At 26.9% G+C, this 15,142-nt stretch carries 15 protein-coding genes and 1 pseudogene; 13 read left to right on the forward strand and 3 right to left on the reverse strand.

Annotation, left to right across the window (positions count from 1 at the left end; translation table 11 throughout):
• Together G534_RS0106450 and ypfJ are read right to left on the reverse strand one after the other, a co-directional pair.
• The coding region (locus G534_RS0106450; protein ID WP_169513556.1) for a transposase at positions 1-277 on the reverse strand (277 nt) is incomplete at its 3' end.
• Between the two features lie 96 nt (positions 278-373).
• Complete coding sequence (gene ypfJ, locus G534_RS0106455; protein WP_027348393.1) at positions 374-1,255, reverse strand: KPN_02809 family neutral zinc metallopeptidase; 882 nt, start codon at positions 1,253-1,255, stop codon at positions 374-376.
• A 302-nt stretch (positions 1,256-1,557) separates the two neighbouring features.
• On the opposite strand from ypfJ, the gene G534_RS0106460 reads away from it, so the two are divergent.
• From G534_RS0106460 to G534_RS0106500, 9 genes are all read left to right on the forward strand, one after another.
• On the forward strand, positions 1,558-3,297 hold the full coding sequence (locus G534_RS0106460) for an ABC transporter ATP-binding protein (RefSeq protein ID WP_034596088.1): 1,740 nt from the start codon (positions 1,558-1,560) through the stop codon (positions 3,295-3,297).
• Positions 3,290-5,065, forward strand: coding sequence for an ABC transporter ATP-binding protein (locus G534_RS0106465; RefSeq protein ID WP_027348395.1), 1,776 nt, complete (start codon positions 3,290-3,292; stop codon positions 5,063-5,065). The genes G534_RS0106460 and G534_RS0106465 overlap by 8 nt, the downstream gene beginning before the upstream one ends.
• A gap of 105 nt (positions 5,066-5,170) precedes the next feature.
• Positions 5,171-6,736, forward strand: coding sequence for a cardiolipin synthase (gene cls, locus G534_RS0106470; RefSeq protein WP_051177459.1), 1,566 nt, complete (start codon positions 5,171-5,173; stop codon positions 6,734-6,736).
• A 15-nt stretch (positions 6,737-6,751) separates the two neighbouring features.
• Complete coding sequence (locus G534_RS0106475; protein ID WP_027348397.1) at positions 6,752-7,216, forward strand: 8-oxo-dGTP diphosphatase; 465 nt, start codon at positions 6,752-6,754, stop codon at positions 7,214-7,216.
• Between the two features lie 376 nt (positions 7,217-7,592).
• Positions 7,593-8,870, forward strand: coding sequence for an ABC transporter permease (locus G534_RS0106480; protein ID WP_027348398.1), 1,278 nt, complete (start codon positions 7,593-7,595; stop codon positions 8,868-8,870).
• A gap of 9 nt (positions 8,871-8,879) precedes the next feature.
• Positions 8,880-9,536, forward strand: coding sequence for an ABC transporter ATP-binding protein (locus G534_RS0106485; protein ID WP_027348399.1), 657 nt, complete (start codon positions 8,880-8,882; stop codon positions 9,534-9,536).
• The gene (locus tag G534_RS0106490; protein WP_027348400.1) at positions 9,536-10,912 is read left to right on the forward strand and encodes an ABC transporter permease; all 1,377 of its coding nucleotides are present in this window, start codon (positions 9,536-9,538) and stop codon (positions 10,910-10,912) included. The genes G534_RS0106485 and G534_RS0106490 overlap by 1 nt, the downstream gene beginning before the upstream one ends.
• Positions 10,913-11,040: 128 nt before the next feature.
• Positions 11,041-11,694 carry a response regulator transcription factor gene (locus G534_RS0106495; protein WP_027348401.1) on the forward strand — a complete coding sequence of 218 codons (654 nt, stop codon included), beginning with the start codon at positions 11,041-11,043 and terminating at the stop codon, positions 11,692-11,694.
• On the forward strand, positions 11,691-12,998 hold the full coding sequence (locus G534_RS0106500; protein WP_027348402.1) for an ATP-binding protein: 1,308 nt from the start codon (positions 11,691-11,693) through the stop codon (positions 12,996-12,998). Before G534_RS0106495 ends, G534_RS0106500 begins: the two co-directional genes overlap by 4 nt.
• 169 nt (positions 12,999-13,167) lie before the next feature.
• Here G534_RS0106500 and G534_RS0106505 read toward each other — a convergent pair whose 3' ends face one another.
• Positions 13,168-13,419, reverse strand: coding sequence for a hypothetical protein (locus G534_RS0106505; protein WP_027348403.1), 252 nt, complete (start codon positions 13,417-13,419; stop codon positions 13,168-13,170).
• Positions 13,420-13,725: 306 nt separating this feature from the next.
• Between G534_RS0106505 and G534_RS0106510 the strand changes: the two genes are divergently transcribed.
• The 4 genes and pseudogenes from G534_RS0106510 to G534_RS08600 all read left to right on the forward strand — a co-directional run.
• Positions 13,726-14,250: a hypothetical protein gene (locus tag G534_RS0106510; protein ID WP_027348404.1), complete on the forward strand. Its 525-nt coding sequence runs from the start codon at positions 13,726-13,728 to the stop codon at positions 14,248-14,250.
• A 31-nt stretch (positions 14,251-14,281) separates the two neighbouring features.
• Positions 14,282-14,440: a hypothetical protein gene (locus tag G534_RS08730; protein WP_156896583.1), complete on the forward strand. Its 159-nt coding sequence runs from the start codon at positions 14,282-14,284 to the stop codon at positions 14,438-14,440.
• Positions 14,441-14,476: 36 nt separating this feature from the next.
• Positions 14,477-14,806 carry a hypothetical protein gene (locus G534_RS0106520; protein ID WP_027348405.1) on the forward strand — a complete coding sequence of 110 codons (330 nt, stop codon included), beginning with the start codon at positions 14,477-14,479 and terminating at the stop codon, positions 14,804-14,806.
• Between the two features lie 95 nt (positions 14,807-14,901).
• Positions 14,902-15,142: pseudogene (locus tag G534_RS08600) on the forward strand (IS1182 family transposase); the annotation flags it as partial.

Genomic DNA, 15,142 nt, shown 5'->3' on the forward strand with positions numbered 1-15,142 from the left:
CTTTTTCAATATCTCTTGATGAAAATATTTTTTCTGAATAACAAAATATTAGAATTTGAAGCATTGTTAGAGGGTTAACTTTAGGTTTTCTGCCAAAATGTGAGTAGACTTGATGAAGTTTAGATAAATCCATCCTTTCAATGATATTTTTTACAAGCCTTAACTTTACATCATCTTGAACATACACATCTATGTTAAAATTTAACTTTAATTGAATCGTATCGTTAATTAGTGTAGAATTAATGAGTAACGATGTAGGTTTATTAATGTTTTCCATACTTACATTGTACCAAAAAAAGACGAGGACTTTTTAAGTTTCTCGTCTTTTTTGTGATTGGGACTTATGCAACAGCCCCATTTATGAGATTATTTATTATAGATCTTTAGCATCTTTGGTATCAAAAGTATTCCCATGCTCAAGATCTCCATATTCAAATCCTCTTAAGAACCATTTTTCTCTTTGTTCACTTCTACCATGTTGGAATGTATCCGGATTTGCCTGACCACCTTGCATTTCTTGGATTCTATCATCACCAACACCTGATGCTGCAGCCATCCCTTCTTTTACATCTCCACTGTCAAGATAACCTTTATTATTGAGATAGTGGGCAAGAACGCCAGCATAATAATCAGCTTGAAGTTCTAATTTCACCATTTCATTATTGTATTCAACTTCACTGACCCTTCCTCTCAATGCATGAACTTTTTCTAAGTCGCCTGTTAATTTTTGTATATGATGGCCAACCTCATGAGCCAATACATATGCGAATGGGAAATCACCTTCAGCTGCAAAAGTTGTACGAAGTTCTTCGATAAATGTCGCATCTATATATACTGTTTCATCTGCACCACAATAAAATGGTCCCATTCTTGAAGAAGCAAACCCGCAACCTGAATTTACAGTGTTTTGATATAGTACTAATTTTGGTTCTCTATATGTTTGACCATATTTAGAAAAAATATCATTCCACATATCTTCTGTATCGGCAAGTACAACCCCTAAAAATTCAACAGTTTCAGCTTCTTCTTTGTTTCTCGGTTCAAATGTTGTAGATTGCTGTGTACTAGGTGTTGTATTAAAACCTCCGCCTAATAATAAATCAAGAGGATTTTGTCCTAGTAGTAAAGATACAGCTAATAATAGGATTATTCCGCCGCCACCTAATGAACCTATAGATCTAAATCCGCCGCCACCTCTTCCTGAGGAACCTTGTTTTCTGACATTGTCACTAGACCTTCTTCCTTCCCATTTCATAAAGTTCTCCTTAATAAATTTATTTAATAATTTTTTTAATTATATCACAATATCATTTACATATTCTACATAAACAAATTATTAATTATCGAAGAAATAAAATTTATTAATGTTCATAATAATATTAAATTTTAATTGTGACATTTATTATAATAAGGGTATAAATTAAAGATATGAATGATAAGTCAGATTTACGAATTGTAAATTATAATATTAATTTTTGGAATTATATATTTAAATAATATGTATGTTCAATAGAGTTTTTATTAAGAGATTAAAAATGTGAAAGATTGGAGCGAATAATGTTTGAAAAATATGTATATCCCAAGAAAGCCAAGGTAATAGCCACGCTGTCAGTTAAAATGCTTTCAACATTTATGGGAATATTGATTCCGGCTATTTTAGCCAAAATAATTGACGATGTTGTTCCATCAGGAAATAGAAAGATGATAATTTTACTTGGTGGACTTATGTTATTAGTATCATTTTTAGAATGGTGGCTAGGTATTAAGTCAAATAGAATGGCTGCAAAAGTTTCTTCCGAAGCGATACAAGAAATTAGACAAGATTTATTTTCTAGATCTATTGGTCTTTCCGCAAGACAAATAGATAAGATAGGAATATCATCATTAGAATCAAGACTTACCTCAGATACTTATACTGTACATAATTTTTTAGGCACCGGATTAAGAATGGGCTCAAGATCTATATTATTATTTATTGGTGGAATATTCTTTTGTGTAGTATTAAGTCCAAGATTATCTATCATTATTTTATTATTAATTTTCCCAATATTTTTTACAATACGTTTTATTTACAATAGAACACAACCTATGTGGAAAAAACTACAAAAGAAAACCGATAATATGGTGCAAGTTATTAGGGAAAGTATTAGAGGTATAAAAGTCTCAAAAGCTCTCAATAAAGTAGATGATGAAAAAGATAAGTTTTATAACGCAAATAATGAAGTACGAAACCAAAGTATTGAAGCTGTTGATATGATGGCTTTAACATCACCTTTAGTTAATGTACTTCTGTATGTAGGACTTGCATTTGTAATTATATATGGTGGGAAATTAGTAGGAGCAGACACCTTAGAAGTAGGAACTATAATTGCATTTATGTCATATTTCTTACAAATTACAAACTCTTTATTTATGATGAATTGGATGTTTAATCTTTACTCTAGAGCTATGACTTCAGTACAGAGAATTGAAGAAGTAATTTTTATGCCAATTGATGAAAATCAAATTGTTGAAGATCCAATATCATTACCAAAAGCAAATAAAGATGTACCAGAGATAGAATTTAAGAATGTTTCCTTTGCATATGAAGATACAGATTACAATTTGAAAAATATTAACTTCAAGATATATCCTGGAGATACATTTGCAATAATGGGGGCTACTGGTTCAGGAAAATCTACAATTATAAAACTTATACTTAGACAATATGATATCAATAAAGGACAAATCCTAATAAGAGGAATAGATATAAAAAGAATTAAACATAATGAATTAAATGCTTTATTTGGATCAGTATTCCAAAGAGATTTCTTATTCAAGGGTAGTATTAAAGAGAACATTGATTTTGGTAGAAAATTAGATGAAGATGTTTTATATAATGCTACAATGAATGCTCAAGCATATGAGTTTATAAATAGTAAGGATGATAAAATAGAGTATCCACTTTCATCAAAGGGTGTAAATCTTTCTGGTGGTCAAAAGCAAAGAATATTATTGTCTAGAGCATTTGCAGATAATCCAGAAATTTTAATTCTTGATGATTCCTCATCCGCACTTGATTTTGCAACAGAATCAAAATTAAGAAATGCATTAGATAGTAATTTTAGAGAGTCTACTACAATAATAATTGCTCAAAGAATTTCATCAGTATTATCAGCAGAAAATATTATTTTCCTTGAAAATGGAGAAATTGCTGCTATGGGAAATCATGAATATATGCTAGAACATTCAAAACCTTATAGGGAAATAGCTGAAATGCAATTGGGGAACTCTACAGAGGAGGTTTTATATGAATAATAAGAAAACAAATGAACATCAAGAGAAAAATTATTCAAAAATTGCAAAAAAAATCTTTTCCTACATTTTGGTTGAATGGAAATGGTTTTTATTAGCTATAGTGCTTGTAGTAAGCTCTAATCTTTTAGTGCTTTGGGGTCCGAGATATTCTGGAGCTGCAATTGATACATTAACAAAATCAGAAATAGATTTTAATGAAACCTATAAAAATGTTTATTTAATGCTATTTGCATATCTTGGATCATCCTTATTAACGTATATTTCTACAAGAGTAATGATTAGAGTTTCAGAAAAAGTTATTCTAAATATGAGACAAGATACTTTTGAAAAAATAGTCGATGTACCAATAAAATATATTGACACTCATCAGGCTGGAGATTTAGTTTCAAGAATTTCATATGATTTAGAACTTGTAAATAGAGCTATATCAGACAATATAGTAAGTATTGTGGCAGCTTTAATATCAGTTGTAGGTTCATTTTCAATGATGATGTCAATATCACCATCATTATCACTAATTTTCTTAATAATCGTACCTGTAATTATATTATTTACAAGATATAGAATTAAGAAGACAAGACCATTATTTTCTATTCGTTCAAAAAAATTAGGGGAAATGAATGGATATGTAGAAGAAATTTTAAATGGACAAAAAACTATACAAGCCTATGAAAAAGAAGAATATTTTTCAAATGAATTTTGGATAAGAAATAGCACGAGTATTGATGCTTACTATAAAGCCGACTATCAAGCGTCTATAAATTTTCCAACTATGGGATTTTTGACAAATATTTCGATTGCACTTGTATCAATATTTGGGTCTTTAATGTATTTAGATGGAGCTTTTTCTTTAGGATTTTTATCCTCATTTATTCTATATGCAAGACAGTTTTCATTCCCAATAAATCAAATTGCAGGTGTTGTAGCAGAGGTACAATCAGCTCTTTCAGCTGCAAACAGAGTCTTTGTTCTTCTTGAACAAGATAATGAAAAACCAGATTCTAAAGATGCAATTTCACTAGAAGATGTCAAAGGTAAAGTTGAATTTAAGAATGTATCATTTGGATATGATGATGATAATATGGTAATTAAAGATTTTAATTATGTAGCAGAACCAGGGACACTTACTGCTATAGTTGGACAAACTGGTGCAGGTAAGACTACTTTAATTAATCTTCTTATGAGATTTTATGATCCACAAGAAGGAGATATTTTAATAGATGATATTTCATATAAGAAAATTAAAAGAAAATCTCAAAGGTCTGCATTTGCAATGGTTTTACAAGACGCATGGCTGTTTAAAGGGACTATTAAAGAAAATATAGTTTATGGTAAGCCAGATGCTAGTATGGAAGAAATTAAAAATGCTGCAAAATCGGCTCATATTGATAATTTTATTGAAATCCAAAAAGATGGATATGACACTATTCTTGATGAAGATGCTGAAAACCTATCCCAGGGACAAAAACAATTGATGACAATTGCAAGAGCAATGATTTTAAATCGCCCTATGCTTATATTAGACGAAGCCACATCAAATGTTGATAGTAGAACAGAGATACAAATTCAAGATGCAATGAATAAGCTTATGGAAGGTAAAACTTCATTTGTAATAGCGCATAGACTTTCAACTATTAAAAATGCAGATAATATTTTATTATTATCAAATGGTGAAGTTATAGAGCAAGGAAATCATGAAGAGTTGCTTGCTAAAAAAGGAGAATATTATAAATTATATACATCACAATTTATTGGTGATAAAAAATAGAGGAAGGTATATCTTTTCTCTATTTTCATGTATATTTTTTTTTTCTTTTTTGATATAATATCAGTTATTAATAGTATTTTATAATATTACAAATGAGAGGATATTGTGAAAGATAAAAAACAAAATGAAAAAACTCAATTTGAACAATTTAAAAGAAAAAGACATCTAATAAAGCCAATATTAGTAATCACATTATTAATTATTTTACAAATGGCTTTTTTTATATATCTATATAATTCATTAAAAGAATATGTGAATATATATAATTGGAGTAGTACTGGAATTGTTTTAATTGCAATTATTTATATAATAAACATGGATCAGCCAATTGATTATAGAGTTGCTTGGATGATACCAATTACCGTATTTCCTTTATTTGGGATACTTTTATATTTATTATTAGAAATTTTACCAGGACCTAAGGGACTTGCAAAAAGACTTCAAGATATTAAGTATAAAAATATGAAATATTTATATCAAGATGAAAGTATTAAAAAAGAAATTAAAACTAAAGGTTTTATTGATTACGGACTTGAAAAATATTTATATGAGACTGCAGGTTATCCAATCTACAAAAATACAAAAGCTAAATATTTTAGTTCAGGAGAAGAGTATTATAGCCATTTAATTGAAGATTTAAAGAACGCTAAACAATTTATATTTATTGAATTCTTCATTGTTCGAGAAGGTATCATGCTTGATAGTATAGTCGAAATATTAGCTTCAAAAGTAAAAGAAGGTGTTGTAGTTAAATTTATGTATGATGGTACAAATGATTATACTTTAGACCCAGACTATAAAAAATATTTAGAAAGTTTTGGAATAGAAGTTGAAGTATTTGCTGCAGTTAAGCCTATTTTATCAACTTATCATAATAATAGAGATCATAGAAAGATAGTATCTATTGACAATAAAATCGGATATACAGGTGGAATTAATTTAGCGGATGAATATATTAATGAGGCTGAAAGATTTGGTCATTGGAAAGATAATGGAATTAGAATTGAAGGAGAAGCTGTTACAAATTTAACTTTAATGTTCTTAAATCTATGGGAATTATCAAGTAAAAAAGTAATTGAAATATCCCAATATATTTCTAATAAGCATAGTGTATTTGAAGATAAAGCTTTAATTCAACCATTTGATGATTCACCAAATGATAATGAATCTGTAGGGGAAAACACATATGTTGGAATTTTAAACCAAGCTAAAGACTATGTGTATATTATGACTCCATATCTAATACTTAGCGAAAAGATTAGAGATGCAATAATATTTGCTTCAAAACGTGGTGTAGATGTTAGAGTTTTAATGCCAGGAATTCCTGATAAAAAAATTCCTTTTAATATGGGAAGATCTTATTATGAGAATTTACTTAAAAATGGAGTTAAAATATATGAATATTCTCCAGGTTTTCTACATTCTAAAGCGATAGTTACAGATGATATATCATCCGTTGTTGGAACTATCAATCTAGACTTTAGATCTTTACATTTACATTATGAAAATGGAATTTTAATTCATGATAGAAATTTTGCTCTAGATTTAAAAAATGATGTCTTACAAACAGTTGAAGTGTCCAGAGAGATGACAATAAAATCATATAGAGAATTAAATGTTTTCTATAGATTAATAGGTAAAGCTTTAAGACTAATTGCACCTTTAATGTAATTAAAAGGAGAAAAAATGAAAACAGTTCTATACAATATGATTAGAATTATGGATGGAGAAAATGTAGTAGTTTTAGATAAAAACATTAAAGAAGGTTGGGAAGGCCTGACATTTCCCGGGGGAAAATTAGAACCAAATGAATCAATTTATGAATCTACTATAAGAGAGGCCAAGGAAGAAACCAATCTAGATGTAAAAAATCTTCAATTTAATGGAATAATACATTGGATAGAAGAAGATGTTAGATTGACCGGTTTTCTATATACTACAGAAGAATTTTCTGGAGAATTAGTTGAAGAGAATGTTGAAGGAAGATTATTCTTTAATAATTATGAAAAGTTAAAGAAAATGCCAAATCTTAGTGATTCCATGAATTATATATTTGATATTTATGATGGAAAATACTTTGAAATAGTTTTATTTTATGAAAATGGTAAAAGAATTGATGAAAAGAGCCTGTTTTTAAAGAATTTTTCTTAGAGCATTAAATAATAGTGAAGAAAACTTTAATTTAATATTATATTTAAGAGCAGATATTTTATATCTGCTTTTTTGACTATTTTAGCACAATTCTATAGTTTAATATTGGCTATATCTACTTTAAAAGGTACTTTAAAACAAAAATAAAATTATATATTTTATAGGTGAAATTACCTTCCCAAAAGTCCGACAAGGATGAAGGGGGTAATTTTTTATTATATAAAATTATATATTTAAAAATATATTTCATATTCATTTCATAAACATCTTGTATTATATTTTTGAATCGATTTCTTAAATAATATTTTTATTTAGGAAAAATTTTCGTCATAGGAACATAATTTATTATGTTTAGATGTAGAAGGGAGATATAAAGGTGATAAAAAATGCTGTAGCATATATTACAAGAAAAAAGAATAGAACTTTTATTATTTTTATAATATTAACAATAGTTCTTTCGTGCTTGTATTCTTGTTTGACAATAATGAAATCAAGTAATGAAATAGAAAATTCTTTATATGAAAATTCTAATTCTTCAATATCGATAACAAAAAAAGATGGTGGATATTTTAATATTAATCAATTTAAGGATATTGAAAAAATAAAAGAAATTAAAGAGAAAATAATTCAATATGATGGATTAGCAAAACCGAAAGACGCTAAAGTAGTGACAGGAGAACAGAGGATAAATAGAGAAGATTTGTCTGATGAACTTAGCAATGTTCTCGCACTAGAAGCTACAAATAATACTAAAAGAAATATTTTATTTAGTAGTGGAGTATTTACTATTAAAGAAGGAAAAAATATAGAAGAAAATGATAAAAACTCAATTCTTGTACATGAAGAATTTGCCAAACAAAATAATCTAAAATTAGGGGATGAGCTTGACCTTGAATTACTAGATATGGAGAATAATGGAAAAGTTAAAAATCATAAATTCAAAATTATAGGAATCTTTTCTGGTAAGAAACAAGAAACATACACAGGATTATCTTCTGACTTTAGTGAAAATATGGTATTTGTAGATTACTCAACAAGTCAAAAGATATTAAATAAGGCAGAAAATAATCAAATTGCAAATAAAATCTTAATGTACTCTAATAGTGCAGAGTCCACAGATGTAGCATTAAATAAATTAAAAGAGCTTAAGATTGATGAGTCAAAATATTTTGTTGAAAAAGACTCTAATGCTTTTGAAGAATCATTGGAATCAGTAAGTGGTGTAAAACATATAATAAAGATAATGACTTACTCTATTATGTTAGGTGGAATTATTGTTCTTTCATTAATTTTAATTCTATGGTTAAGAGAAAGAATTTACGAAATAGGAATATTATTATCAATTGGAATATCTAAGATTCAAATTATAATGCAATTTATATTTGAGTTAGTATTCATATCTATTCCAAGTATAATAGCTTCTCTATTTTTAGGAAATGTGTTGTTAAAAGTAATTGTCGAAGGATTTATTAATTCAGATGAATCAATGATTTCTGGTGGAAGTTTAATAAATAATAGTAATTTTATGTTAAATATAAAAACGCTAGGACAAAGTTATTTAATATTAATAAGTATTATTATTTTATCAGTTGTATTTGCTTCTTCTTTAATATTAATTAAGAAGCCTAAAGAAATATTATCAAAAATAAGTTAGGAGAAATTAATGGATATATTAGAAATAAAAAATGTAGGATATAGTTATGCTAATTCTAAAGAAAAAGTTTTATCAGGAGTAAATCAAAAATTTGAACTTGGAAAGTTTTATGCAATAGTAGGGAAGTCAGGAACAGGTAAATCTACACTACTTTCTTTACTTGCTGGACTTGATAAACCTCAAACAGGAAAAATATTGTTTAAGAATGAAGATATAGAAAAAAAAGGATATAGTAATCATAGAAAAAACAATATATCTCTAGTGTTTCAAAACTATAATTTAATAGATTATTTATCACCAATTGAAAATATAAGATTAGTTAATAAGTCAGCAGATGAAAGTATATTATTTGAATTAGGTTTGGATCAAAAACAAATAAAAAGAAATGTTATGAAATTATCTGGTGGACAGCAACAAAGAGTAGCTATTGCTAGAGCTTTAGTTTCAGATGCTCCGATAATTTTAGCAGATGAGCCTACTGGTAATCTTGACAGTGTAACTGCAGGAGAAATAATTAATATACTAAAAACTTTAGCTAAAGATAGAAATAAATGCGTAATAGTAGTAACACATAGTAAGGAAGTAGCAGATTCTGCCGATATTATTTTAGAATTAAATAGTAAAAAGTTAAAAAAAGTAAATAAAATGAATTTGGAGGTTGAATAATGATAAAGAATGCATTTGCTTATGTAACAAGAAAAAGCTTAAAATCATTAATTATTATCTTAGTTATTTTATCTATGTCAACTCTAAGTCTCATCAGTTTATCTATTAAAGATGCTACGGACAGAGCTTCAAAAGAAACATTTGCTAATATAACAAACAGTTTTTCTATGGAGATAAATAGACAGGTAAATCCAGGAACACCTAGAGGTGGTGGAAATGTAAAAGGTGAAGATATTAAAAAGATATCTGAAACAGATAGTATTGACTCTTATGTAAAAAGAATCAACAGTGTTGCAGATTTAGTGGATCATGATATTATTGAAACTCAAGAAACACTTGCAAATCAATCTCCTGAAAGAGCGAAAAACTTCAAAAGAACAGTTATGTTAACAGGGGTAAATGAGTCAGCAAAAGAAACAAAATTTGTATCCGAAGCATATAAGCTAGTAGAAGGTAAACATTTAGAAAATGAAGATCAAAACAAAATTTTAATGCATAAAGATTTGGCTGCAAAAAACAATCTAAAAGTTGGAGACAAGATTAAATTAAAATCTAATTTATTTGATGCTGACAATGAAAAAGGTGCAGATGAAACGGTAGAAGTAGAAATTAAAGGTCTTTTTGACGGTCACAATAGTGGTGGTGTAAGTGCAGCACAAGAATTATATGAAAACACATTGATTACTGATGTTCATACAGCAGCTAAGGTTTATGGGAACACTGAAGATACTGCTGTATATCAAGATGCAACATTCTTTGTTAAAGGTGATAAAAATCTTGATAGCGTAATAAAAGATCTTGGAAAATTAGATATAAATTGGAGAGAATATAATTTGATTAAGAGTACATCAAATTATCCAGCATTACAACAATCTATATCAGGAATATATTCAATATCAAATAAATTATTTGCTGGATCATTGATATTTGCAGGAATTGTAGTTTCATTATTACTATTCTTATGGATGAATGCTAGAAAGAAAGAAATAGCAGTATTGCTATCATTAGGTATATCAAAACTAGAAATATTTGGTCAATTCCTAATAGAAATGGTATTTATATCTATTCCAGCATTTGTAGGATCTTATTTCCTAGCAAATTATACAGCTGAAAAACTTGGTAACAATATTTTAAACAAGGTAACGGGAGATATAGCTAAGCAAATAGCAAGACAATCTGCATCAAGCCAATTAGGTGGCGGGGCAGAAGCTGAAGGATTTAATAAAACATTGTCAAGTTTAGATATAAATGTATTACCTAAATTTATAATTTATGTGATTATATTTATGAGCTTAGTACTTCTTGTATCATTGATTATTTCTTCATTTAATACATTAAGAAAAAATCCAAAAGAATTATTAATTGATAATAATTAAGACTTTCGGTGCTATATGCACCGAAAGTTTTTGACTGTTTAAAAACTATTTAAGGTATAAATATAAAATATCATTGAAGAGATAATATCTTGTATAATATAATCATATAGGATTAAGAGGAGATATATATGAAAATACTAACTGTTGAAGATGATAAAATGATAAGAGAAGGGATAAGTGAATATCTGTCGGAATTTGGATATACTGTTATTCAAGCAAAAGATGGAAGAGAAGCCCTTTCTAAATTTAATAGCGATATAAATCTAGTTATTTTGGATATAAATATTCCTTTTATAAATGGTCTAGATGTATTGAAAGAAATTAGGCAAAAAAGTAATTTACCAATTTTAATGCTAACAGCATTTAGTGATGAAGAATTTAAGATTGATGCATTTACTAATTTAGCAGATGGATATATAGAAAAACCATTTTCATTACCACTATTAAAAGCTAGAGTAGATTCTTTGATTAAAAAGAATTTTGGACATATAGAAGAATTTGAATATAAGGATTTATATGTGAATTTTAATAGCTATACAGCAAAAATAAATGGAGAAAATTTAGACGTAAATGCAAAAGAATTAGAGATATTAAAATGTTTATTAGATAATGAGGGACAAGTTCTAACAAGGATGCAAATAATTGATAATGTATGGGGTGATACAGAGGAAATACCTTATGATCGTGTAATAGATGTATATATTAAAGAACTTAGAAAAAAACTACAATTGGACTGCATAACAACTATAAGAAATGTAGGATATAAATTGGAGAGAAAATGAAAAATTTAAAAATATTTCCTAAAATATTTATACAAACATTCTCTATAATTGGAATAATAATTATATTAATACATACTCTAGTTTTCTTTATTTTTCCTAGGACATATTTAGATTCTAGAAAATCTGAAATTTATAACAAAGCAAATGAAATTTCTAGAAATATGAATGGAAAAGATTTAAATTATGTGGAGAAAACTTTAGATTTATATTCTGAAACTGAGAAAGTAAAGGCTTATATAAAAGGTAATGACAAAAATGATGAAATAAAAATTAAAAATAAAGTAGATATTGATTTAGAAAGTAATAATAATTCACTGATAATTGAAGATAGAGAAATAGAACTTAGTGATGGTCAGAAAATACACATACAATTTATTTCCACCGCTGATATGCAGAAAGAAGCAAAAGAATTAAGTTTTAAATTTCTTCCTTATTCATTATTAATATCTTTTTTATTTTCATTTATAGTTTCTTTTATTTATGCTAAATCCATAAAAAACAATATACAGGAAATAAAAAATGTTACTGATAATATGATGGAACTTGATAAAACAGCAAAACTAAAAGTTAATTCAAATGATGAAGTTGGTCAATTAAAGACGCAAATCAATGATTTGTATTCTACATTATTAGCTACCATTGAGGACATAGAATTTAAGAATAAAGAAATTTTAAAGCTTGAAAAACTTAAATATGAGTTTTTCAAAGGAGCTTCTCATGAGCTTAAAACACCTCTAGCTAGTCTTAAGGTCATACTAGAGAATATGAAATATAATATTGGGAAATATAAAGATAGAGATTTATATATAAATGAATGTGTTGATATAGTAGATGGATTAACCAAAAATATTTCACAGATATTATCACTTCATTCTATAAAAAACTTAAATAATGATGAAGAACAATTAATTATAAATGATATATTAGAAGATGTATTGAAAAAATATGATATATTAGCAAATCAAAAAAATATAAATATAAACAACTATTTATCAGATGAAAATATTTATATAGGAAAGAATGCATTAAATATAGTTTTATCAAATTTGATTGGAAACGCAGTAAAATATACAGAAATAGATGGAAATATTGATATTTGGGCAGATGAAGATTGGTTATATATTAAAAATTCATATAATAATGACTCAGATATGGATAAAGTATTTGAAAATAATTTTGATCGGAATAAAGCTAATAGCAATGGATTGGGTCTATATATAGTAAGTAATTTATTAAATAATTATGATATAGAATATAAAATTGTGCAGAATGATGAGTTTTTTGTTTTTAAAATCAAAATATAGGATAAAAGGCACTAAAAAGAAGTGAAATAATATTATTTAATGAAGATGGGAGCCTAAATAAAAAGGCTCTTATTTCATGTTTAAAAGAACATAATGAATCAATAGATAGGTATAAGTTATTACTAAAGATTATATAAGCAATAAAAAAATACCCTCATTGCAGGGTATTTTAATTGTTATTGAGTTTTACTAATGTTACAAAGAATAATATTATTATAGCTATAGCAATTATAGCAAGTTTTAATATAAATAAAACTATTGTTCCTATGATTACCCCTACAGCTAATATCTTAAAAAATATATCAGGGTATTTTTTAGTCAGTGTTATTAATATCGCTAATAATAAAAAACTAATAGAGTTTATTATAATAAAAGCTATTGTAGGATGTATATTGTTTAAGAAATAAATAAATTTATCCATTTATTCTCCTATTTATCGTCTATTATTCGAAATATATACTTAAAATCATACTTAACAAGTACAGGTTTTACTAATTTTATTTTATTAAAATACATATAATCGGTAAATTCGTTTTTTCATTATCCGCCTATTTATGTATTTTCATAATAATATTAGTAAAATACTTCGACCAAATCGTTTTATGTTAAGTTGTGAATCTGACTGCATGTTAATTCTTTTATTTTTATATTTTTATTATATATTATTATATCATAAAAATCTTCTTCGAATATAAAACTTTCAAGTATTACAAAAAATTTTGCCGGTATGAAACCAGAGGAAATAAGAAAATTTCTAAATGGACATATTAGTTATGACAGATATAATGAGTGGCTACAAATATACAAAACTACAAAAGATAAAGCAGTAAAAAAAGAAATGGAAAAGCTCATAAAAGGTAATGCTACAGGATTTAGGATTAGAAGAAAAGAAGCGATGCTAAGAGATATCGAGATGGAAAGACTTGCTATGACGGGAAGTCAGCTTGATAGCTTTGGTAGTCATCTAAGAAATGTTTATAAATCTACATTAAATGAAACTGGAGTTAAGGGAGTAAACAAAAACTTAATAGACGAAGCAATGAAGCATAACTGGGCTGGATCTAATTATTCTAAAAGGGTGTGGCATAACAATAAAGTATTAGCAAAAAGTGCAGATGATAGTAAACAAGATATGATTGAATGGATTGAATCATTTGAAGTATTCCAAATTGCTGAGATTATTGTTGATTTAATTGAGTTATTACAAAAAGCTTTTTCAAGTACTTTAACTATGAATAATAAAAAAAAGTAGTTCAGATGAAGAAGTAACTGTTGAAGATATAGTGGTAGGTGCAACTTCAAGAAATCTTATTTTAGAAATGTTTGAAGAACTAACACCTGGACAAATTGTAGATTATTGTATAGCATATAATAATACATTTGATGGAAAAAAAGAAACTGGAGATAGAGAAGCTATACAACTTGATTTTGATAAATTTTAGCATTATTTATAGTATCATAAATATGAGGTACAAGGTATGAAAAATCAAGCGAAAACAAATACATTCATGTACAAATTAATAGATTTAATAGATGCTATAGTATATAGACTAACACTTAGTAGAAATAAGATTACACCAAAGAAGAATTATGACAAAGACTTTTTTAAACCAGAATTTCATATGGTTTTAGATGAAATAGAGTACCCATCTGATTTTTATAAACAATTGGAATATAGCGATTACGTGAATAGAAGAGCAAGAAAAAAATATAGAGCTTATAAAGATAAAAGGGATAGAAGATATAAAATAGCAAAAAAAGCAAGAAATGAAGCGGTAAGGAAAAAGTTTTTAGCTTTATTTAAATAAGATAAATAGATTTTAAGGGGCTGTTGCATAAGTCCCAATCACAAAAAAGACGAGAAACTTAAAAAGTCCTCGTCTTTTTTTGGTACAATGTAATTATGAAAAACACTAATAATCATACATCGTTACTTATTAATTCTACACTAATTAACGATACGATTCAATTAAAGTTAAATTTTAACATAGATGTGTATGTTCAAGATGATGTAAAGTTAAGGCTTGTAAAAAATATCATTGAAAGGATGGATTTATCTAAACTTCATCAAGTCTACTCACATTTTGGCAGAAAACCTAAAGTTAACCCTCTAACAATGCTTCAAATTCTAATATTTTGTTATT

Source organism: Helcococcus sueciensis DSM 17243, assembly GCF_000423145.1.
Classification (GTDB): Bacteria; Bacillota; Clostridia; order Tissierellales; family Peptoniphilaceae; genus Helcococcus; species Helcococcus sueciensis.